This is a genomic window from Paenibacillus sp. AGC31, from assembly GCF_057334655.1.
In genome coordinates this window covers 152,321-173,797 of the sequence record NZ_JBHFJH010000039.1, presented here as the reverse complement: position 1 = coordinate 173,797, position 21,477 = coordinate 152,321, and the positions used below count along the sequence as shown (strand labels likewise).

Here is a 21,477-nt window from a genome sequence, read left to right as displayed (position 1 = left end):
CATAACCACGTGCTGATGCTGCCAGCGAGGTGGTGCATTCTTTAATTTAGCAGCGGACTCATGAGTGTCTTCTCAAACATTTTTATCAAATTCAAATTGCAAATGGAGGAAATTAAACAATGGACACATCTATGATTACGATTTTGCTCATTGCGGTAGTAGGTATTATCGTACTGAGCGTATTTTTCAGCTTTTTCCCGGTCATGCTCTGGATCTCAGCTATTGCATCCGGTGTCCGTGTTAGTATTATTACACTGGTAGCCATGAGACTTAGACGTGTAACACCTAGCAGGATCGTAAATCCACTGATTAAAGCAAGAAAAGCGGGCCTTGATTTAACCATGAACCAACTGGAGAGTCACTTTCTGGCGGGTGGTAATGTTGACCGTGTTGTAAACGCTCTGATTGCTGCTCAGCGTGCAAACATTCCACTTGAATTCGAACGTGCTGCTGCGATTGACCTTGCTGGTCGTGACGTATTACAGGCGGTCCAAATGAGTGTTAACCCGCGTGTTATCGAAACGCCTGTTGTATCTGCGGTGGCAAAAGATGGTATTGAAGTTAAAGTTCGAGCAAGAATTACAGTTCGTGCGAATATTGACCGACTCGTTGGTGGTGCCGGTGAAGAGACGATCATTGCCCGTGTCGGTGAAGGGATCGTAAGTACCAACGGTTCAGCAGAAACGCATAAAGTGGTGTTGGAAAATCCGGATCTGATCTCTCGTACAGTCCTGTCCAAAGGACTGGATTCTGGAACTGCCTTTGAGATCCTGTCCATTGATATTGCGGACGTGGATATTGGTAAAAATATTGGTGCATTCCTGCAAACCGAGCAGGCAGAAGCTGACAAGCGAATTGCTCAGGCGAAAGCAGAAGAGCGTCGTGCAATGGCTGTAGCCCAAGAACAAGAGATGAAAGCGCGCGTTGTGGAAATGAGAGCGCGTGTTGTTGAGTCTGAATCCGCAGTACCTCTCGCCATGGCTGAGGCACTTCGTAACGGTAAAATCGGTGTGATGGATTACATGAATCTCAAAAATATTGAAGCGGATACTCAAATGCGCAACACATTAGGAAAACCTGGTGAAGGTTCGAATTCCAACGATCAGGGTGATTCCAAAAACGGAAGATAGGCGGTGAGTGCATATGGGCCTATTTGAATGGATTTTTGATAATCTGTATATTGTGGCCGTCATCGGTTTTGCACTCTTCTCCTTCTTGGGGAAAGCTGCGAAATCGGCTGATCCGAACAAAAAGCGTCCTGCCAACGGGATGCCTACATTTGGAGGCAGTGGTGATTCAGGCCGGGATGAACGTTCAAGAGACAATTCATCTCCGCAGCAGTCTTCCGGACCTGCAGACCCCCGCTATGATGAACAGTATGACGATCGGTATGATGACGTGCAATATGAGAATCAGTATGATGAGCCGTATTCAGAGCCTGCTGCATCTTCTCGCCCCGCAACTGACTACAGAAGTGAGGGCACGATGAGTGCCATGGAAAATTCACTTGAGGCACAGATGAGAGGTATGGAAGAACAGCAGCGTTTGATTCAAGAGAGATTAAATCGCTTCTCTTCTGCAAATAAACCTGTTGTGTCTGATTCCAGTTGGGATATACCCAACACCGATGAATCGGGAGCATCTCCGCTTCGCCCTGCTGATATTCGTACAGGTGTGCTGTGGGCAGAAGTATTGGGTCCTCCTCGTTCCAAACAGCCGTTTGGTACAAGAGGGAAACTGTAAACAAGTCTTCATTATGAACAGAAAATAGAGCCGTCTCTGGTGCGCAGAAAGCCGCCGGAGACGGCTTTTTCTGTGTTCCTTACTTTTTTCTCAACATTCGTCCCTAACACGCTCCGGAATTTTCATAAATTCATGAATCTGCGCATAAGTTGAACTGTAGAGGAAGGGGGAAGACCTTCGAATGACCCGGATCAGCCGCAAGCTGCGCAGATGGACCAGTGAAGTGTTGGATCTGCCGCAGGATGTGCTTTATGATATGCCACGGTTAACCCTGATTGGCAGTAAGCAACTGTATATAGAGAATCATCGCGGTGTCATCCATTTCACCCCGGATCGTATCGTGTTGGCTCTTTCCCAAGGCCAGTTGGAGATCAAAGGAACTGCCTTGGTGATACGTAACATTTTGCCGGATGAAGTAGCTGTTGAAGGAACGATTCTGGATATTCATATGAATGGAGTGGAGGGGAACGGATGAAGCAGCCCAGTCTGTATAAACTGCGGGGAGCAGTCCGAATCACGGTCACTGGGGGAGACATTGAAACATTAATCAACACGGTGGCAGAGCAGGGGCTGGAAGTTTGGAACCTGCGTGCTCACGATGGACGCGTGGCAGAGATGAACATTCTGCTGCCGCATTTTTTCAGGTTGCGTCCTGTGTTGAAACGGACAGGCTGCAGGGTGAAAGTAACCCATCGCAGTGGTTTCCCTTTTTTTGCGGCCCGATTATTGCGGAGGAAGTTCTTTCTTGGGGGGATGCTGTTTTTTGTGGCAGCTTTGTTTGCGTTGTCGTCCATGGTATGGGATGTGGAGGTCAAGGGTAACGTCACCATTCCTACCGACGAGGTGCTCGCAGCAGCGAAGAAAGAGGGCATATATCCTTTCCAATGGGGGTTCCGCTTGCAAAGCCAAGACAAGCTCTCCAGGCAGCTTGCACTCGCTCTGCCGGATGTAACCTGGATTGGCGTGAGCAAAGAGGGGACAACCATCACCATTCAGGTCGTGGAATCGGCACAACCAAAGCGCGAACCATTACTGAATCCCAGACATCTGATCAGTAAGTCAGATGCTGTTGTCACTCAAATCTATGCGGAGCAGGGACGCCCTGTTGTTCAGAAGGACATGCGTGTCAAAAAGGGTCAGGTATTGATCTCGGGGATTCTCGGGGATGAGGAGAACACCAAAACCATTGTTGCCAAAGGTGAAGTTCGTGGTCTGGTATGGCGTGAGTATCAGGTAGAGGTTCCGCTGGTGCAAAAACATAATACAATGACAGGTGAGAGCAAAGAACGTTTTTACATGGTGCTGGGGAAATGGGCAATCCAACTGTGGGGGTACGGAAGTACACCGTTCAGTTCATTTGATACCGAGAGTAATCATAAACCATTGACGTGGCGATCCTTTACACTTCCCATGGGTTGGCTGACAGAGAAAGATCTGGAGACACGAGAGCATGAGCAACAACAGACGGTAGAATGGGCCAGAACGAAAGGATTGGAAGGAGCAAGGAATGATATTATGGCCAAAAACGGCAAAGGAACAAAAATTATAAGTGAAAAAATTTTGCATGAGAAGAAAGAGAATGGTAAAGTTTATATGAAAGTCTTATTTGAAGTAGAAGAAAGCATTGCGGAAGAACTTCCGCTAGTCCATAGTCAAGGAGAATGAGGATATTTGTCAGAGCAAACACGCAGCATACAAATCTCCCTCCAGAGTGCGGGAGAGGGCCAATCCCTTTTTGGACCCCAAGATACTTTTCTTAAACTGATTGAATCCGAGATTCCTGCCCAGATTGCATCCCGTGAAGCGGAGATTGTGATTTTTGGCAACGCACAGCAGGTGGAATCGCTTGAACAATTATTTGATGTGTTACTGCAATTGATACGCAATGGATATGTGTTAACCGAGAGAGATGTGAAGTATGCGATTGAACTTGCCAAGGATATGCGGGCAGACCAACTCTTGGACCTGTTCAAAGGCGAGATTACTACGACATACCGAGGTAAACCAATCCGTGTTAAAACCATTGGACAGAAGCACTATGTAACTACAATTAAAAAACGTGATATTGTATTTGGCATTGGTCCTGCCGGTACGGGTAAAACCTACCTTGCTGTTGTACTGGCTGTTGCCGCAATTAAAGAAGGCAGCGTCAAACGCATTGTACTCACACGGCCTGCTGTTGAAGCAGGAGAGAGTCTTGGGTTTTTGCCAGGTGATCTTCAGGAGAAGGTAGACCCTTATCTGAGACCGCTGTACGATGCCTTATATGACGTTATGGGGCAGGAACAGACCGCGAAGGCACTGGAGCGGGGGTTAATCGAAATCGCACCACTCGCCTACATGCGGGGGCGTACGCTGGATGACTCCTTCATCATTCTCGATGAAGCACAGAACACAACGCCTGAACAGATGAAGATGTTTCTGACCCGGCTTGGTTTTGGCTCCAAAATGGTCATCACCGGAGACGTTACACAGATTGATTTACCGCGTGGTAAGAAATCCGGGCTTGTGGAAGCGAATACGATCTTGAACGAAGTTAACGAGATTGGATTTGTCTATTTTGCCGAGCAAGATGTTGTACGGCATTCCCTTGTCCAGAAAATTATCGTGGCTTACAACCACGCCGCAGAAAATCAAGCATAGAAAGGGATTGTCTAAAGTGACCTCGAAGGAACCGTCAAAAGGCAAATCTTTTCAGAATAAGGCTACAGGATGGAAGTATAGCGTGTGGGCACGCTATCTTCTGTTTTTGTTTCTGGTGATTCTTTTCTACGTGAGTCTGGCTTCGAAGCTGCTCCCTGAGCGCTATGATATTCAGGAAGGGACACGGAGTGAAGTGGACATTGCTGCGCCCATGCAGATTCCGAATAACAAGGCCACACTCAAAGCACAGGAAGAAGCTGCTGAACGGGTACAGCCGATATTTCAGATTGTCCAGTTGCGAAACGAAAATTTGATGACTACCCTGCTAGACCGTGTAGATCGATTAAATCAGGATGATCAGATTTCAAGTCAGGACAAGATTGATATTTATCGGGATGAAATTCCGCAGCGCCAGAAGGACTTTGTGACCAACTATATCAATAATAATCGGAAAGCCGGTACATACTCCGAGACTCTTTTGGAAGAGATCAGAAATGTGGTACAGGAGCAAAGCTACCGTATTCCCGAAGAAACCTACATCAAAATCTCACGGCTGACATCAGATGATATCCAGGAGATGAAACCGGTTGCGAGGGATATTGTTGCCCGGTTAATGACGGATCAGATCAGCGATGCAACCACTGCCCGTGCCAAAGTAGCTGAGATGGTGAGTGTCAGCTCTCTTGGTAAGCGTACGCAACGTGAGGTCGTGCAAGAGCTTGCTCGCCTCGTGGTGACCGCTAACCGCTTCTACGATGAAGAGGGAACCAAGGAAGCGAAAGTTCAGGCGCGTGAGAACACGCAAACTGTCTTTATCAAGCAAGGGGACACACTAGTTGCCAAGGGTGAGATGATCACCCCGGAGATGTATACTTTGCTGGATGAGAATGATTTGCTGAAAAATGAAGTGAACTACTGGCCACAGCTTGGTCTTCTTATGTTTTCCTGCCTGTTGTCAGCAGCAATTCTGATGTATATTCAGCAAGGCAGCGGAACGCATTTCAAATATAATAATGCGCAGCTGTTGATGCTTGTTCTCATTTTTATTATTACGATTGTGGTTATGCATGTGACAGCGATTATCCAAACCAATGAGCGGTCTTATGTGGGCTTCCTTGCACCTGTTGCGGTAGGGGCGATGTTAATTGCGCTGTTGCTGGATACGTCGCTTGCCTTTGTATGTTCGATATTGATCGGTATGTTGTCCAGCATTATTTTGAATACGCATCAGGGTCAACTTTTTGACTTCGAGCTGGGTTTCTTCGCTGTATTGGTTTCATTTGTTGCGATCTTTGCAACTCATAAGGCTAGCCAGCGATCAACGATCCTGAAAGGAGCCATTATGGTCTGTCTGTTCGGGTCCATAGCCGTCTTCACCTTGGCTTTGATTGACTCGGGCGATTGGAATCGAACCACGACACTGTATGGCGTTGGGTTTGCATTTGCTGGTGGCGTGCTGACTGCCATACTGGTTATTGGGCTGATGCCATTTTTTGAAACTTCATTTGGCATTTTGTCAGCGCTCAAACTGGTAGAACTATCTAATCCGAACCATCCGCTTCTTCGCAAGTTGCTGACGGAGACACCGGGTACCTATCATCACAGCGTTATGGTAGGCAATCTGTCCGAAGCAGCAGCAGAAGCCATAGGAGCTAATGGATTGCTCTGCCGAGTGGGTTCGTATTATCATGATATTGGCAAGACAAAGCGGCCTATCTATTTTATTGAGAATCAGAACAATATGGAGAATCCGCATGATTCAATTGATCCGAAACTGAGCAAATCTATTATCGTTGCCCATGCGCGCGATGGGGTGGAAATGCAGAAGGATTATAAGCTGCCCAGACCTATTCGGGATATTGCGGAACAGCATCACGGCACGACATTTCTCCACTATTTCTATCACAAAGCACTGCGCCAGGCGGAAGAAGCAGGCGTTGAGCCTGATTTCACGGAAGAAGATTTCCGTTACCCTGGGCCAAAGGCTCAGTCCAAGGAATCGGCTATTGTTGGCATTGCCGATAGTGTGGAGGCTGCTGTGAGATCTTTGCGCAAACCGACAGTGGAACAAGTGGAGTCCATGATTGAGAAGATTATTAAAGGACGATTGGACGATCATCAATTCAATGATTGTGACCTTACGATGCGTGAACTGGATATCGTCGCCAGAACATTGAAGGAAACGGTGATGGGTATCTTCCACTCCAGGATCGAATATCCGGAGGAGATTAAGAAACCAAAGCCGACTTCACCCGAAGCAGGCTAATTTAATAATAGTTCGTGTTCAAAAAGGTCGGTTTTCAGTACCGAGAGGATGGGATGAAGCTAGAAATGCTTTTTTGAACAACCTCTAAATATGAGCAGACAGGAGTTATGAAAGAATGAGTCTTAATCTTGCATGGAATAATGAACAACAGGATAAAGAAATTACAGACCCGATGATTGCAATGCTGGAACAGTTGCTTAATCTCGCGGGAGAAGCGGAAGGTGTTGCAGACGGGGAAGTGGCTCTGACTTTTGTAAACGATGAGCAGATCCATGAGTTGAACCGTGATTATCGCGGTATTGACCGTCCTACGGATGTATTGTCTTTTGCGATGAACGAAACGGTGGATGAAGAACTAGATATTATCTATGAGCTGGACGAAGATGAAGAGATGGAAGAAATGCCGGATGTTCTTGGAGACATCATCATTTCCGTACCACGGACCATCCTGCAAAGTGAAGAGTATGGACACTCATTTGAACGTGAACTCGGTTTTCTGTTTGTCCATGGTTTCTTGCACCTGCTTGGATACGACCATCAGGATGAAGCAAGTGAGGCTGAAATGATGGGCAAACAAGAAGCGGTATTGGCCCAGGCCGGGTTGACACGATAATGAAAAGACGCTCCTGGGGTCTGGTATTCCGCAATGCTGCGGAAGGAATCGCATATGGGTTGCGGACTCAGCGTAATGTGAGAGTTCACACGGGAGTGGCTATTTTGATGTGTGTAGCCGGCTTTTTTTTCAGAATCTCAAGAACGGATTGGATGTTTGTGCTGACCGCTGTCTTTTTGGTCCTGGTGACTGAATTGATGAACACGGCTGTAGAGGCAGCGGTTGACTTGGCACACCCCCATATCCATCCGCTGGCAAAAGCGGCAAAGGATACCGCGGCTGGGGCAGTTCTGCTGGCTGCGGTATTCGCCGTCATCATCGGTTGTATCGTTTTCATTAAGCCCGTGATGAATTGGCTAGGTTTGTACTGATTTTGTTTTAACCTTGTTTTGATTTGATTTGATTTTAATACTACACAACTTTGTGAAGTTAGACCTTGTTTAAGTTGAACTTGTAGACATTACACGATAACGAAGAGGACAGAAATAAACCTGTAGAAGCGAAGCGTTCGCCTTTATCCCCGGATTTTCACATTGAAAAGTGAATCAAAAAATCTGGGGATAACAGCGATCGAAGGGTTATTCTGGACTCGGAGTGACTAGTGTAAATTTGGCTTTGGTTGAACTTAATTCGTAGGTAGTAACTTTATATTGCACCCTAAGGGAGAGAATAATGATGGATAACGGTTTGTTAATGCAAGAAGCAATTAAGGCACGTACGAAGGCGTATACGCCGTACTCCCATTTTGGTGTAGGCGCGGCTTTGCTTGACAGTGAAGGTCATGTGCATCATGGTTGTAATATTGAGAATGCTGCGTATACACCAGGTAACTGTGCTGAGCGTACAGCGATGTTCAGTGCCATTGCAGGTGGGCAGAAGCCTCGCAGCTTCAAAGCGATCGCCATTGTGGGCGACACGGATGGTCCGATTGCTCCATGTGGCGTATGTCGTCAGGTGATGTACGAACTGTGTGAACCCGATATGAAAGTCATCTTGGGGAACTTGAAAGGTGATCTGCAAGAGACCACCGTTGCTGAACTGTTACCTTGGGCTTTTGGGCCTTCTGATCTGAATTCTGCCAAAAAATAAACCAATATTCCAGGCCTAGGCGCCTGAGGAGGAACATATGAAAAAACAAGCATTCAAATCCGGTTTTGTAGCTATTATTGGACGTCCAAACGTAGGTAAATCCACACTGATGAACCAGGTGATCGGACAGAAAATTGCGATCATGTCGGACAAGCCACAAACCACACGTAATAAAATTCATGGCGTGTATACATCCGAACATCAACAAATCGTATTCCTGGACACACCGGGTATTCACAAACGTCAATCCAAACTTGGCGATTACATGAACCAGACTGCTCTGAATACGCTCGGAGAAGTAGAAGCAGCACTGTTTCTGATTGACGCTTCGGAAGGCTTGGGTGGCGGTGACCGTTATATTGCGGAACAGTTGAAAAATATCCGTACACCTGTCATTCTCGTCATGAATAAAATTGACAAAATTGAGCCGGAAGCACTGCTTCCACTCATTGAGACGTATCGCAAGCTTCACGATTTCGCTGAAATCGTTCCTGTCTCTGCCATGCTTGGCAGCAACGTCAGCACGTTGTTGGAACAGCTCGGCAAGTATTTGCCTGAAGGTCCACAGTACTATCCTGATGACCAGGTTACTGACCATCCGGAGCAGTTTGTATGTGCCGAGTTGATTCGTGAGAAAATTCTGCAAATGACTCGTGAAGAAGTGCCTCACTCCATTGCAGTAACGATCGAAGATATGAAAGTGCAGGATAATGGTGTCGTTTATATCTCAGCCGTCATTTTTGTGGAACGGGATTCGCAAAAAGGCATCATTATCGGCAAGCAAGGTGCCCTTCTGAAAGAAGTGGGTAAACGAGCTCGACATGACATTCAGAATTTGCTTGGCTCCAAAATTTTCATGGACCTGTGGGTTAAAGTGAAAAAAGACTGGAGAAATCAGGATAGAGTTCTGCGTGACCTTGGCTTTGGCCGCGACTAATCGTCGGAATTGTATCCAGTAATTGCAACACATAGTTTACCTTGCAAGACTCCATCCTATTTGGTAGATGCAGACGTCATTTCCGAAGAGAGGATGAAATTCCGATGCGAGATTTTTCGTGGAAGGTTTTTGCGATGACGGGGGATGTGGAGTCCTATTTGTTATATACCGAGGCGTGTAACTCGTTAGGACAGGAGTCGGATCATGCAAGGGAAGTGATTGAAGATGAAGAAGCCGAAGGATAATTGGCTGATTCGGGAATGGTTAGGTGACGAGGCATGCTATACAGGGTGGAAGGGATTGTCATCCGCAGCATGGACTACGGCGAAGGGAACAAAATCATTACGCTTTGCACCGAAAGCGGCGGGAAAGTAGGGGTACTCGTCCGCGGTGCCAAAAAGCCCAAGAGCCGACATGCTGCACTGGTGCAGCCGTTTACGTATGGTCAATATGTATATTTTCGCAATACAGGTCTAGGCACACTGAACGCTGGAGAAATTGTTGAATCCTATCATGAGTTGCGTGAAGATCTGGTCAAGGCCTCTTATGCTTCTTATGCGTGTGAACTATTGGATCGGGTGCTTCAGGATGAAGAGACAGGTACATTTTGGTTCAAACAGTTGAAGGCGTGTTTGCAGGCGTTGAAGGAAGAGAAAGATCCGGTTGTTATTACAAGTCTGTACGAAATGAAAATATTACAGGCATCCGGATATGGCCCACAGTTCGATGAGTGCATCTCCTGCAATCAGGAGCGACCAGATGAGCAGTTGTTTATAAGTCCCAGACTTGGTGGCGTCTTGTGTCGAGCATGCAAACATTTCGATCCTCCAGCGATGTCAGTTAGTCCAAAGGCTCTGAAGTTGTTGCGTTTGTTCGCACAGTTGGATCTGCAACGCTTGGGGAATATATCAGTGAGTGAGTCTACCCGTGATGAGATCAAAAAGTTGATGCGTGCTTTTATGGATCATCAGCTCGGTCTGAATCTTAAATCCCGTTCTTTCCTCGATCAGATGGAGAAGTACGGGATTTGAGGCGTTTTGGTGGAAGTGAAACTATATCTTGACTTCATACTAGATTTTATATATTATGAAATATAATTTCTCTTTATGAGACATGCATTGAACGAGAAAGTAAAGGACTGGATTTATTGCATTTATGGAGACAAGTCGTTGTATAACACTTGAGAATCATGAATGAGCGAGCCGGGGATGGTGGGAGCCTGGCTGAATCGGTCTTTGAAACGGCACTCGGGAGCATGAATGGACACGGAAAAGTGGGCTGGAACGAACAGGATCATCCTGTTTGATCTAAGCCAAGTAGGGTGGAACCGCGGGAATAGCTCTCGTCCCTACGTCTGTACAACAGGCGTAGGACGGGGGCTATTTATTGTTGTCTTCACCGTCCTAAGCTTGCTAACAAACCATTGAAAAGGAGCATGATTATGAATTTTCAGCAGATGATTCTAACGCTGCAACAATTCTGGGCCGAGCATAACTGTATTATTGTCCAGCCATACGATACGGAAAAAGGGGCAGGTACGATGAACCCGATGACCTTTTTGCGTTCGCTTGGACCCGAACCTTGGAAAGTAGCTTATGTGGAGCCTTCCCGTCGTCCTTCGGACGGACGTTATGGTGAGAACCCTAACCGGCTGTACCAGCATCATCAGTTCCAAGTAATCATCAAGCCTTCACCGGACAATATTCAGGAAATTTACCTGGAAAGTCTGAAACGTCTGGGCATTGATCCGCTCAAACATGATATTCGGTTTGTTGAAGATAACTGGGAGAATCCTTCCCTTGGTTGTGCAGGTCTTGGTTGGGAAGTATGGTTGGACGGAATGGAAATTACACAATTTACGTATTTCCAACAGGTTGGTGGAATCGAGACAAATCCGGTAGCTGTTGAAATTACGTATGGTATGGAGCGTTTGGCTTCTTACATTCAGGAAAAAGAGAATGTGTTTGATCTGGAATGGGTGGAAGGTATCACTTATGGTGATGTATTCCGTCAGCCAGAATTCGAACACTCCAAATATACGTTTGAAGTATCTGATGTCAAAATGCTGTTTACACTTTTCAACATGCATGAAGAAGAAGCAAACAAGGCCATGGCGCAGCATCTGGTATTCCCTGCATACGACTATGTGCTGAAATGTTCCCACACGTTCAACCTGTTGGATGCACGTGGGGCCATCAGTGTAACGGAACGTACGGGTTACATCACACGTGTCCGTAATCTGGCTCGCCAAGTCGCTGCAACATATATGGAAGAGCGTGAGAAGCTAGGCTTCCCGCTGATCAAGAAAGGGGGAGCCGAGCATGTCTAAGGATCTGTTGTTTGAAATCGGGTTGGAAGAAGTACCTGCACGCTTTATGCGCGCAGCAATCGCACAGCTGCAAGAACGTGTCGTGAAATGGCTTGACGCATCCCGCATTGCTTATGGTGAAGTGAACGCGTATGCCACACCGCGCCGTCTGGCTGTTTTGATTCAAAATGTGGCTGAGAAGCAGGAAGATATTGAGGAAGAAGTGAAAGGTCCTTCACGCAAAATTGCACTGGACGACAGTGGCAATTGGAGTAAGGCTGCACTCGGATTCGCCCGCAGTCAAGGTGTTGAACCCGACCAGTTCACGTTCAAGGAACTGAACGGTGTCGAATATATCTATGCAACAAAGAGCAGCAAAGGTGTAGAGACGGCTTCTGTGGTTGGCGAAGGATTACTTTCTGTATTACATGCCATGACGTTCCCGAAATTCATGCGTTGGGCTTCCTATGATTTCAAATTTGTACGTCCAATCCGCTGGATTGTGGCTATGCTCGGCAGTGAAGTTATCGATCTGGAAGTGACAGGTGTTAAGTCGGGTAATGTAACTCGCGGACATCGTTTCCTCGGTAAGGAGGCCGTGATCTCCAATCCGTCTTCATACGTGGAAGTGTTGCGTGCAGAACATGTCATTGTTGATATCGAGGAACGTGAACAGATGATTGTATCCCAGATTCAGGCACTGGCTGCTGAGAAAAAATGGGATATCGCGATTAAGGAAGACTTGCTGGAGGAAGTTCTGTTCCTGGTGGAAACACCTACCGTATTGTTCGGAACATTTGACTCCTCATTCTTGAATATTCCACAAGAAGTATTGATTACTTCCATGCGTGAGCATCAGCGTTATTTCCCTGTACTGGACAATGAAGGACAATTGTTGCCATTCTTCGTGACGGTACGTAACGGTGGAAGTGATTCACTGGACGTTATTGCTAAGGGAAATGAAAAAGTTCTGCGTGCACGTCTGTCTGATGCCAAGTTCTTCTATGAGGAAGATCAGAAGCTACAGATTAAGGATGCATTATCGAAGCTGGAAAGTATCGTCTTCCAGGAAGAATTGGGAACGGTTGGAGATAAAGTGCGCCGTATTCGCAAGATTGCCGATGGGCTTGCTGCCAAACTGCAAGTATCCGGTGATGTTGCTGAATCCGTTAGCCGCTCAGCAGATATTTGCAAATTCGATCTGGTGACACTGATGGTGGGAGAATTCCCGGAACTGCAAGGTGTGATGGGTGAGGATTACGCTCGTAAAGCTGGCGAAAAAGAAGAAGTGGCCAAAGCGGTATTCGAACACTATCAGCCACGTTTCGCTGGAGATCAATCCCCTGCTTCTCTTGTTGGTGCCATTGTGAGTGCTGCGGACAAAATGGATACAATCGTGGGTTGTTTCTCAATCAACATTATTCCAACCGGTTCCCAGGATCCGTACGCACTGCGCCGTCAGGCTGCAGGTATTGTACAGATTTTGCTGGATCACAAGCTTCCGCTGACATTGTCAGACGTGTTCGGAGTAGCACTTCAAGTACATGCCCAGATGAACCTGTTGAAACGTGCAGATGAAGAGGTTCGTAAAGATCTGCAAGACTTCTTTGGTCTTCGTGTGAAAAAATTGTTGTCCGAAACCGTTCGCTACGACGTAGTGGATGCCGTAATTTCTTCCGGATTCGATGATATCAGCGCTGTGGTACCAAAAGGTGAAGCGTTGATGGCGGCTGTTCTGACAGGAGACACATTCAAAACAACGGTTGAATCGTTCAACCGTGTGGGTAATCTGGCTGCCAAAGCATCCAATGCTTCCGTACATCCAGAACTGTTCACGGAAGATGGAGAACGTCAGCTCCATGAGGCATGGAGCAAAACGAATGCAGAATATCGTCAGGCGTTGACTCAGCATGATGCTGCTGAAGCACTGGCTATTGCATCTGCCTGGAAGGATGGTATTACCTCATTCTTCGATTCGGTCATGGTTATGGCCGAAGATGAAGCTGTTCGGGCGAATCGACTTGCCCTGCTCGCGGCTATTGATCGTGACTTAAAAGGATTTGCTGATTTTTCCAAGTTGGTTTGGTAATTGGGCGTATTTCATGAGTCCTTTTCCACAGACTTGGCGCAAAGCTAAAATTCAGTATTAAAGAAGGATATATGAGGGTATAAATATACGGAACGGGTTGTGAAATGTATTTTTTACAACCGCTCCGTATTTTAGCCTTTGATTTCCCTTGTTGTGCCAGAAGGATTTTGCCTGGCCGGGGTCGTATATAACAATATGCAGCTATTTTATGAAACCGGGTGGTCTGGGTTTGAGTGAGTTAAATATACGTCACATTGTTGTGGATGGTGATGCTTGCCCGGTCAAAACCGAGATTGCGCAAACCGCTCGCCTTTTCAACATCCCCGTACTGTTAGTCTCTTCATTTGATCATTTGCTTCAAGGAGGAGAAGGGGTACGAACCGTGCAAGTGGATCGCAGTGATCAGAGCGCAGACCTGTATATTGCTAATCATATTAAGCCATATGATGTGGTTATCACTCAGGACTATGGACTTGCGGCACTTGCGCTCGGCAAACGTTGTTATGTTTTGTCCTTTCGTGGTCGTGAATTCAACGATCGTGACATTGATTTCATGTTGGATTCTCGTCATACTGCGGCAAAAGCACGAAAAAGAGGCCATTACGGGAAAGGCCCAAAGCCTTTCACAGAGCAGGATCGAGAAATGTTTCAACATAAACTGACAAAACTTTTAAAAGATTTGCAGGAGAATGTGTAAGTTTATCGAATTATATTTACGTGTTGAAGAGATGAAGGTGGCCAGAGATGAGTACCGGACAAGGCGGTATACCCGAAAGTATTATTGAATCGGTGTTACAGCAGAATGATATTGTCGATACGGTGAGCCGATTTGTGCATCTGACCAAACAGGGGAAGTATATGAAGGGCCTCTGTCCTTTTCATTCCGAGAAGACGCCTTCGTTCACCGTTACACCTGAGAAACAAATTTTCTACTGCTACGGTTGCGGCACGGGTGGAAATGCCATCAAATTCAGGATGGAAATCGAAGGGTTATCCTTTCCCGAGGCTGTCAAAACGATGGCGGAAGAAAGTCACATCTCCATGGGGGACTGGCAAGGGCGTGAATCTGCTCATGTTAATCCGGAGACTGAACGTCTGTTGGAGGCTTATGAGCTTACCGCGAAGCTGTATCATTTTTTGTTGAAAAATACAGAGCACGGCAAGTCAGCTATGGAGTATTTACGCTCAAGAGGTTTTGGCGACAAATTGATCGACCAGTTCCAGATTGGTTTCGCACCAAATCGTTGGGACACACTGGTACAATTTCTCGAGAAACGTAACTATCCGCTCGAAGAGATGGAAAAGGGTGGACTTCTGTCACCGCGAAATGAAGGTCAGGGATATGTGGACCGATTCCGAGACCGGATTATGTTCCCGATTAATGGCAGGAGCGGTAAGCCAATTGCATTTGCAGGACGCATATTGGGAGATGGGCAACCGAAGTATCTAAATTCACCGGAAACCCGGTTATTTAACAAAAGCCGTGTTCTCTATAATCTGCATCATGCCAAAAATGCAATTCGCAAACAAAGACAAGCCATTTTGTTCGAGGGATATGGTGATGTCATCTCCGCATGGGATCAGGATATCCAGAATGGTGTAGCGGCAATGGGTACTGCGTTAACCGAGAATCAGGCACTGATGCTTAAAGGCATGTGCGACGAAGTCATCATATGTTATGACGGCGACAGAGCAGGACAGGCTGCTGCACTCAAAAATTTCCCTATTCTTGAGGAAGCTGGATTGCAGGTCAAAGTGGCTCTGATTCCCGAGGGACTTGACCCGGATGATTTTATCCGGAAGCATGGTGGTGAACGGTTCCGAAACCAGATTGTGGACGGTGCCGTGACAACTACAAAATTTAAACTTATAAACTTAAAAAAAAGCCATATACTGCTAGAGGGTGGCGGACAAATCGCCTATTCGAAAGAAGCAGTAAAATTGATTGCACCCTTACCTTCTCCAACAGAGAGGGAAGTGTATCTCCGTGAACTGGCTGCAGAAGTGGACGTATCCTTCGAAACATTGAAGCAGGAGTGTAATGAAGAACGGGAGGCAATGAAAAATAACCTCCAGTACGGGGATAATAACCCGAAAAGGTGGAATAATGGTAGGCAACAAAATAGGCAGGTGCCTACACCGAATCTGTTGCCGGCTTATCACGCTGCCGAACGCAAACTGATTGCCTGGATGTTGCAGGATGATGAGGCTGCCCAGTACGTGAATGAGCATCTTGGTGAAGCTTTTAACTTGGAGGATCATGCAGCTATTGCTGCTTATCTATATGCCTACTATGCGCAAGGCAAACCGTCGGATACAAGCCGTTTTATGTCTTCACTGCATGACGATCGCCTGGAAAAAACGGTCAGTTCAATCTCGATGATGGATGGTCCAGGTGAATGGAGTATTCAAATGCTCGATGATTGCATCAGGGAAGTGCTGAAGCATCCGCGTAAGAAAGAGTACGATTTGAAAAAAGAAGAAATGATTGCTGCAGAGCGGGCAGGTGATTCTGTACGCGCGGCACAGATTGCAATTGAAATGATTGCCCTAGAGAGACAGTGAACGTCTGATGATTAGATGTTTCTAGGGAGGAGGGAGTCGAGTTATGGCGAATGATCAGCATACTGAACTAGAAACAGAATTGACACTGGATCAGGTTAAAGATCAATTGATTGAATCAGGTAAAAAAAGAGCTTCGCTGAATTACAAGGAAATTATAGAGAAACTCTCTCCTTTTGAGCAGGATGCAGAGCAAATGGATGAGTTCTATGAGCAACTGAGCGATCTGGGTATCGATGTAGTGAATGAAAATAATGAAGAGGTTACACTTCGTCCTAGTGAAGATTCCGAGAACAACACCAGAGAGGGAGAGGACGAATTCCACTTTGATGATGATCTGAGCTTGCCGCCAGGTATCAAAATCAATGACCCTGTCCGTATGTACCTCAAGGAAATTGGTCGTGTGCCACTGTTGTCGGCAGATGATGAAGTGCAACTGGCTAAACGGATTGAGAACGGGGATGAAGAAGCCAAGCGTCGTTTGGCTGAAGCGAACCTTCGACTTGTAGTCAGTATCGCCAAGCGTTACGTTGGACGTGGAATGTTGTTCCTTGATTTGATTCAGGAAGGTAATATGGGTCTGATCAAAGCGGTTGAGAAGTTCGACCACAAAAAAGGATACAAGTTCAGTACGTATGCTACATGGTGGATTCGCCAAGCGATCACTCGTGCTATTGCTGACCAGGCGCGTACAATTCGTATCCCTGTGCACATGGTGGAGACGATTAATAAGCTGATCCGGGTATCCCGTCAGCTGTTGCAGGAACTTGGGCGTGAACCGACACCAGAAGAAATCGCTGCTGAGATGGATCTGAGTGTAGAGAAAGTTCGTGAAATTACGAAGATTGCACAGGAACCGGTTTCTCTGGAAACCCCGATTGGTGAGGAAGATGATTCCCATCTGGGTGACTTCATTGAGGATCAGGAAGCACTTGCTCCGGCGGATGCTGCTGCGTATGAGTTGCTGAAAGAACAGCTCGAAGATGTATTGGATACACTGACTGAACGTGAAGAGAACGTGCTTCGTCTACGTTTTGGTCTGGACGATGGACGGACGAGAACACTGGAGGAAGTCGGCAAGGTATTTGGTGTTACGCGTGAGCGTATTCGTCAGATCGAAGCCAAGGCTCTTCGTAAATTGCGTCACCCGAGTCGTAGTAAACGACTCAAGGATTTCCTCGAATAATCGAACTATGGGAGACTTTCCGCAAGACGCTTTAGCGGCGGCGGGGTCTCCTTTATTTTTAATTTAAACGTCTTGATTTCTTGGTTTTGGAAATTCATCCTTGAAATGTTTTATTGGATTTTATTTTATCGCTTTTCCTTGTTCAATGCAAATCAATAAATTAAATGAATGGTGTAGGTGCTTCATGAAACTTTCGAATCGATTACAGCGAATACATGATCAAATTCCCGATGGCAGCCGCATGGCTGATATCGGTTCAGACCACGCGTTGCTGCCAGTAGCCGCAATCCGCAGTGGGAAAGCTGCAAGTGCAGTAGCCGGGGAGGTCAATCCTGGACCTTATGATGCTGCATGCAAACAAGTCAGTGATGCTGGCCTAAAAGAAAAAATAACGGTACGCCGTGGAGACGGATTGGATGTAATCTCTGCAGGAGAAGTGGATGTCATCACCATTGCAGGCATGGGTGGTGCCCTGATTGCCTCTATTCTGGACCGAGGTTTATCCAAACTGGAAGGAGTCCAGTTACTTATTTTGCAACCAAATGTGGGAGAGGATATCCTCAGACGCTGGTTGTTGGAGCATCACTGGGTGGTTGTAGCAGAACAGTTGCTCGAAGAAGATGGCAAGATCTATGAGATTATAACGGCGATGCCACAATCCGTAAGCCCGATTGCCAATGTAGAGGTGTATCGTGCACGTCCGCTTCAAGGCGGGGCAGAATTAACGGAAGATTTGCTGCTGCGGATGGGGCCATATTTGGTGGATCGTCCAACGGATGTATTTTTTGCCAAATGGGAAAGTGAGATCATCAAACTGCAAGGGGTTGTAAACTCGATCTCCAAATCCGATCAGGATTCTTCCCGGGACAAGGCGGCTGAGGTAGAGCGTCTTATCGCAAACTTGAAGGAGGTTTTGGCATGTTTGCCAAAGGTCAAACTGTAATTCAACTGATGGAGCAACTCGCTCCCAAACATCTGGCTGTACCGGATGACCGCATTGGTCTGCAGCTCGGCAGTTTGCAAAAAGAAATCAGTCACGTGTTAGTAGCTTTGGATGTGACGGATGAAGTGGTGGACGAAGCGATTCGTATTGGTGCCAACCTGATTATCGCTCATCACGCGATCATTTTCCGCCCGGTTAAGTCACTGAGTACAGATACACCTATGGGTAAATTGTATGAAAAGCTGATTAAGCATGATATTGCTGTCTATATTAGTCATACAAACCTGGATGTGGCCGAGGGTGGTATGAATGACTGGATGGCCGAGGCACTTGGCATCGAGAGTAAAGAATCGTTGGAAGATGTACACACAGATCATCTGTACAAGCTGGCTGTCTTTGTGCCTCGTACCCATCATGAACAGGTTCTTCAGGCCATTCTGGAAGCCGGAGCGGGGAGTATCGGTCAATACAACAAGTGCAGCTTTAACACGCAAGGTACAGGAACATTTGTACCTGGTGAAGGGACTCAACCGTTTATCGGTACCCAAGGGCAGATGGAACGTGTGGAAGAAATGCGGATTGAGACCATCGTACCCCAAAGTCTGCGCAGTAAGGTCGTTCAGGCGATGCTAAAGGCTCATCCGTATGAGGAAGTCGCCTATGACCTCTATGCAATGGATTTAAAGGGCCGTACGCTTGGTTTGGGACGCTTGGGACCCCTTAGGGAACCTAAGACATTAGGTGAGCTGGTGGAGGTCGTGAAGACCCAATTCAATGTGCCTCATGTGCGTGTAGTTGGAGATCTGAACAAGCAGATCAAAAAAGCAGCGGTTCTTGGCGGCTCTGGCAGCCGTTATGCGCTCGCTGCCCGCTTCAAAGGTGCGGATGTTATTGTGACTGGAGATATCGATTACCACACGGCTCATGATGCGTTAATGGCAGGTATGTGTATCATTGACCCGGGACATAATTCCGAGAAGATTATGAAACCAAAAACAGCGGCCTGGCTTCGTTCCCGTTTGGAAGAGAAACGATATGATACGCAAGTTACGGCTTCTGAGGTAAATACGGAAGTATTCCAGTTTATCTAAAAAGACCGTTGCTATGTGGTTTCCAGTAATATTAAGCTTGTCTGGGAACCTAAATGCCTGTATACTATGTAATGTTGTTCGGAAAGTTTGACAGACAATCGCTGGTGGCCTTTGTTGCCACGAGAGGAAAGTCCGGGCTCCACAGGGCAGGATGCTGGATAACGTCCAGTCAGCGCGAGTTGAAGGATAGTGCCACAGAAATGGACCGCCGATGGCCGGATTTTCCGGCACAGGCAAGGATGGAACCGAGGTGTAAGAGACCCCGAGGAACGCTGGTGACTTCGTTCCTGGTAAACCCCATCTGGAGCAAGACCTAATGGGACACAGCCGCCTTTTCGGAGGAGGCAACCTTAGCCCGAGGTGTGTCTAGGTTGGTCGCTTGAGCTGTGCAGCAATGTATGGCCTAGATAGATGATTGTCGCTTCTGGTGGGAGGGTAGTTCCCGTATGAACCACGAAGAGCACAGAACCCGGCTTACGGTAAGCTTTCCTAACTGCAACAACAACATTATAGCAACACAATGTAGTCCACCTATCAGTCGAGGACAACTCGTATGAATCATCCGATGGCCTGACTGATCAGAAGGACCCATGAACATCTGAACAAACATAACTCCTGTTGATAACAGGTTCTATAAAATAAGGCGGCATACCCGAGATTCTCGGGCATGCCGCCTTATTTTTGTTTCTCATATCAAGTCATTAACCTTCATACGCTAGTGGATAGCAAAACGTTTATGACAGTTCATTACAGTGTAACAACACTGTCCGATGTCAAGGAAGCATGCCAGCGTTGGATGGCGCGATCCATTCTTTCCACCGCTTCCGGAAGAAGCTCAGGGTCCGTATGAGTAAAGTTGATTCGCATGCGGTTTAACTCTGGTGTACCTGCATAGAAGGAATCACCCGGGACAATGCACACTTTCTCCTGGATACCATATGTGAACAGATTGCTTGCCAGCATGCCTTCAGGCAGTTGCAGCCACAAGAACATGCCACCTTGTGGTGAATTCCACGAGATGCCTTCCCAGGCTTTGGCTGCCATGAGAGTCGTCAGTGTTTTCATGCGTTGTTCGTAATCCTCTGAAATATGGCGGATATGCGCATCCAGATCGAAAGATTCAAGCAGTGCATGAAGCGCTCTTTGGTCAATGCTGCTGGAGTGCAAGTCGGCACCTTGTTTGGCTCGTGCTGCCATTTTGACAATATCGGGAGCAGCCAGTATCCAGCCCGTACGAAGGCCAGGTGCTACCGTTTTGGAGAATGTACTGGTGTATATAACGTTGGAAGGGCCGTCATAGGATACTGCATCCAGTTCTGCGAGAGCAGGGACATCCAATTGCTCCGGATTGAACCGAATTTCACCATAGGGATCATCTTCCAGAATGAGTACACCATACTTGCGGCACAGATCCACAGCCTGCTGTCTTCTTTCTCGTGACCACACTTTTCCCGTAGGATTGGAGAACGTGGGATTAATGTAGACAAGTTTTGGACGATGCGACTGGAGCTGTTCCTCCAGAGATTCAGGCAACATGCCGTGATCATCACAGGCTACGCCGTGAGATTCAGCCTGATAGGAATGAATGACTTGCAGAGCAGCGAGGTAGGTTGGTGATTCAACCAATACGCGGTCACCTGGGTCAAGAAGGATGCGGCAAACCAAGTCAATGGATTGCTGTGAACCCGTAGTGAGAAGCATGTGATCGGGTGAAGCGGGAATGCCCTTGGATTCAAGACGTTCCGCAATTTTGGCGCGAAGAGGACGGTAACCTTCAGTCTCCGCATATTGAAGAGCGGCTGCTCCGCTCATAAATACTTTTTCATATGCAACGCGGATGGCTTCCAGCGGGAATGAAGTCTGGGCTGGTAATCCACCGGCTAGTGAGATCATTCCAGGTGCCTGAGCGGCCTGGAGCATGTCGCGAACGACAGAGGACGGGGTGTTTTGTGCCATTTTGGACCAAGGGATACTCATGTTATTCTCATCTCCTGTTATTCACTGTTA

At 47.0% G+C, this 21,477-nt stretch carries 20 protein-coding genes and 1 other RNA gene; 20 read left to right on the top strand and 1 reads right to left on the bottom strand.

Translation table 11 applies throughout. The features are described 5' to 3' along the window. Positions 1 to 119 precede the first annotated feature (119 nt). The 20 genes from floA to rnpB all read left to right on the top strand — a co-directional run bounded on the left by floA (position 120) and on the right by rnpB (position 19,962). Positions 120 to 1,130: a flotillin-like protein FloA gene (gene floA, locus ACE04G_RS24865; protein WP_221821983.1), complete on the top strand. Its 1,011-nt coding sequence runs from the start codon at positions 120 to 122 to the stop codon at positions 1,128 to 1,130. 13 nt (positions 1,131 to 1,143) lie between these two features. Then, entirely contained in the window at positions 1,144 to 1,743 is a 600-nt protein-coding gene (locus ACE04G_RS24860) for a hypothetical protein (protein ID WP_221821985.1), read from the top strand. 181 nt (positions 1,744 to 1,924) lie between these two features. Further along, on the top strand, positions 1,925 to 2,218 hold the full coding sequence (yqfC, locus tag ACE04G_RS24855; protein ID WP_017687241.1) for a sporulation protein YqfC: 294 nt from the start codon (positions 1,925 to 1,927) through the stop codon (positions 2,216 to 2,218). Continuing rightward, positions 2,215 to 3,408: a sporulation protein YqfD gene (yqfD, locus tag ACE04G_RS24850; RefSeq protein ID WP_221821987.1), complete on the top strand. Its 1,194-nt coding sequence runs from the start codon at positions 2,215 to 2,217 to the stop codon at positions 3,406 to 3,408. Before yqfC ends, yqfD begins: the two co-directional genes overlap by 4 nt. Before the next feature lie 6 nt (positions 3,409 to 3,414). Next, positions 3,415 to 4,386 (top strand): PhoH family protein, encoded by a 972-nt coding sequence (locus ACE04G_RS24845; RefSeq protein ID WP_017687243.1) that lies wholly within the window; start codon positions 3,415 to 3,417, stop codon positions 4,384 to 4,386. A 16-nt stretch (positions 4,387 to 4,402) separates the two neighbouring features. After that, positions 4,403 to 6,652 (top strand): HD family phosphohydrolase, encoded by a 2,250-nt coding sequence (locus ACE04G_RS24840; protein WP_036674803.1) that lies wholly within the window; start codon positions 4,403 to 4,405, stop codon positions 6,650 to 6,652. Between the two features lie 115 nt (positions 6,653 to 6,767). After that, the gene (gene ybeY / locus ACE04G_RS24835; protein ID WP_036615036.1) at positions 6,768 to 7,265 is read left to right on the top strand and encodes an rRNA maturation RNase YbeY; all 498 of its coding nucleotides are present in this window, start codon (positions 6,768 to 6,770) and stop codon (positions 7,263 to 7,265) included. Continuing rightward, positions 7,265 to 7,636 (top strand): diacylglycerol kinase family protein, encoded by a 372-nt coding sequence (locus tag ACE04G_RS24830; protein ID WP_076211618.1) that lies wholly within the window; start codon positions 7,265 to 7,267, stop codon positions 7,634 to 7,636. The genes ybeY and ACE04G_RS24830 overlap by 1 nt, the downstream gene beginning before the upstream one ends. A 304-nt stretch (positions 7,637 to 7,940) precedes the next feature. Then, positions 7,941 to 8,354 (top strand): cytidine deaminase, encoded by a 414-nt coding sequence (locus ACE04G_RS24825; RefSeq protein ID WP_017687247.1) that lies wholly within the window; start codon positions 7,941 to 7,943, stop codon positions 8,352 to 8,354. Between the two features lie 37 nt (positions 8,355 to 8,391). After that, complete coding sequence (gene era, locus ACE04G_RS24820; RefSeq protein ID WP_047843779.1) at positions 8,392 to 9,291, top strand: GTPase Era; 900 nt, start codon at positions 8,392 to 8,394, stop codon at positions 9,289 to 9,291. Between the two features lie 104 nt (positions 9,292 to 9,395). After that, on the top strand, positions 9,396 to 9,536 hold the full coding sequence (locus tag ACE04G_RS24815; protein ID WP_091013993.1) for a YqzL family protein: 141 nt from the start codon (positions 9,396 to 9,398) through the stop codon (positions 9,534 to 9,536). A gap of 33 nt (positions 9,537 to 9,569) precedes the next feature. After that, the gene (gene recO / locus ACE04G_RS24810; protein ID WP_047843778.1) at positions 9,570 to 10,322 is read left to right on the top strand and encodes a DNA repair protein RecO; all 753 of its coding nucleotides are present in this window, start codon (positions 9,570 to 9,572) and stop codon (positions 10,320 to 10,322) included. 410 nt (positions 10,323 to 10,732) lie between these two features. Next, positions 10,733 to 11,620: a glycine--tRNA ligase subunit alpha gene (glyQ, locus tag ACE04G_RS24805; RefSeq protein ID WP_145323243.1), complete on the top strand. Its 888-nt coding sequence runs from the start codon at positions 10,733 to 10,735 to the stop codon at positions 11,618 to 11,620. Further along, on the top strand, positions 11,613 to 13,688 hold the full coding sequence (glyS, locus tag ACE04G_RS24800) for a glycine--tRNA ligase subunit beta (RefSeq protein ID WP_449004888.1): 2,076 nt from the start codon (positions 11,613 to 11,615) through the stop codon (positions 13,686 to 13,688). The genes glyQ and glyS overlap by 8 nt, the downstream gene beginning before the upstream one ends. A 229-nt stretch (positions 13,689 to 13,917) precedes the next feature. Beyond that, positions 13,918 to 14,385: a YaiI/YqxD family protein gene (locus tag ACE04G_RS24795; RefSeq protein WP_017687254.1), complete on the top strand. Its 468-nt coding sequence runs from the start codon at positions 13,918 to 13,920 to the stop codon at positions 14,383 to 14,385. A 47-nt stretch (positions 14,386 to 14,432) separates the two neighbouring features. Continuing rightward, complete coding sequence (gene dnaG / locus ACE04G_RS24790; protein ID WP_221821991.1) at positions 14,433 to 16,253, top strand: DNA primase; 1,821 nt, start codon at positions 14,433 to 14,435, stop codon at positions 16,251 to 16,253. A gap of 43 nt (positions 16,254 to 16,296) precedes the next feature. Next, positions 16,297 to 17,436, top strand: coding sequence for an RNA polymerase sigma factor RpoD (gene rpoD, locus ACE04G_RS24785; RefSeq protein ID WP_017687256.1), 1,140 nt, complete (start codon positions 16,297 to 16,299; stop codon positions 17,434 to 17,436). Between the two features lie 184 nt (positions 17,437 to 17,620). Continuing rightward, the gene (locus tag ACE04G_RS24780; RefSeq protein WP_133385556.1) at positions 17,621 to 18,379 is read left to right on the top strand and encodes a tRNA (adenine(22)-N(1))-methyltransferase; all 759 of its coding nucleotides are present in this window, start codon (positions 17,621 to 17,623) and stop codon (positions 18,377 to 18,379) included. After that, a complete protein-coding gene (locus tag ACE04G_RS24775) occupies positions 18,355 to 19,470 on the top strand; it encodes a Nif3-like dinuclear metal center hexameric protein (RefSeq protein WP_221821993.1) in 1,116 nt (371 codons plus the stop codon). The genes ACE04G_RS24780 and ACE04G_RS24775 overlap by 25 nt, the downstream gene beginning before the upstream one ends. A gap of 82 nt (positions 19,471 to 19,552) precedes the next feature. Then, an RNA gene (rnpB, locus tag ACE04G_RS24770) (RNase P RNA component class A) lies at positions 19,553 to 19,962 on the top strand. Positions 19,963 to 20,217: 255 nt separating this feature from the next. Here the strand turns inward: rnpB and ACE04G_RS24765 are convergent. After that, complete coding sequence (locus ACE04G_RS24765) at positions 20,218 to 21,447, bottom strand: aminotransferase-like domain-containing protein (protein ID WP_221821996.1); 1,230 nt, start codon at positions 21,445 to 21,447, stop codon at positions 20,218 to 20,220. Between the last annotated feature and the right edge of the window lie 30 nt (positions 21,448 to 21,477).

Excerpts from the sequence above, each read along its gene's own strand:
- floA (WP_221821983.1), top strand. The coding sequence starts at position 120 with ATGGACACATCTATGATTACGATTTTGCTCATTGCGGTAGTAGGTATT.
- ACE04G_RS24860 (WP_221821985.1), top strand. The coding sequence starts at position 1,144 with ATGGGCCTATTTGAATGGATTTTTGATAATCTGTATATTGTGGCCGTC.
- yqfC (WP_017687241.1), top strand. The coding sequence starts at position 1,925 with ATGACCCGGATCAGCCGCAAGCTGCGCAGATGGACCAGTGAAGTGTTG.
- yqfD (WP_221821987.1), top strand. The coding sequence starts at position 2,215 with ATGAAGCAGCCCAGTCTGTATAAACTGCGGGGAGCAGTCCGAATCACG.
- ybeY (WP_036615036.1), top strand. The coding sequence starts at position 6,768 with ATGAGTCTTAATCTTGCATGGAATAATGAACAACAGGATAAAGAAATT.
- ACE04G_RS24830 (WP_076211618.1), top strand. The coding sequence starts at position 7,265 with ATGAAAAGACGCTCCTGGGGTCTGGTATTCCGCAATGCTGCGGAAGGA.
- ACE04G_RS24825 (WP_017687247.1), top strand. The coding sequence starts at position 7,941 with ATGGATAACGGTTTGTTAATGCAAGAAGCAATTAAGGCACGTACGAAG.
- era (WP_047843779.1), top strand. The coding sequence starts at position 8,392 with ATGAAAAAACAAGCATTCAAATCCGGTTTTGTAGCTATTATTGGACGT.
- ACE04G_RS24815 (WP_091013993.1), top strand. The coding sequence starts at position 9,396 with ATGCGAGATTTTTCGTGGAAGGTTTTTGCGATGACGGGGGATGTGGAG.
- recO (WP_047843778.1), top strand. The coding sequence starts at position 9,570 with ATGCTATACAGGGTGGAAGGGATTGTCATCCGCAGCATGGACTACGGC.
- glyQ (WP_145323243.1), top strand. The coding sequence starts at position 10,733 with ATGAATTTTCAGCAGATGATTCTAACGCTGCAACAATTCTGGGCCGAG.
- glyS (WP_449004888.1), top strand. The coding sequence starts at position 11,613 with ATGTCTAAGGATCTGTTGTTTGAAATCGGGTTGGAAGAAGTACCTGCA.
- dnaG (WP_221821991.1), top strand. The coding sequence starts at position 14,433 with ATGAGTACCGGACAAGGCGGTATACCCGAAAGTATTATTGAATCGGTG.
- rpoD (WP_017687256.1), top strand. The coding sequence starts at position 16,297 with ATGGCGAATGATCAGCATACTGAACTAGAAACAGAATTGACACTGGAT.
- ACE04G_RS24780 (WP_133385556.1), top strand. The coding sequence starts at position 17,621 with ATGAAACTTTCGAATCGATTACAGCGAATACATGATCAAATTCCCGAT.
- ACE04G_RS24775 (WP_221821993.1), top strand. The coding sequence starts at position 18,355 with ATGTTTGCCAAAGGTCAAACTGTAATTCAACTGATGGAGCAACTCGCT.
- ACE04G_RS24765 (WP_221821996.1), bottom strand. The coding sequence starts at position 21,447 with ATGAGTATCCCTTGGTCCAAAATGGCACAAAACACCCCGTCCTCTGTC.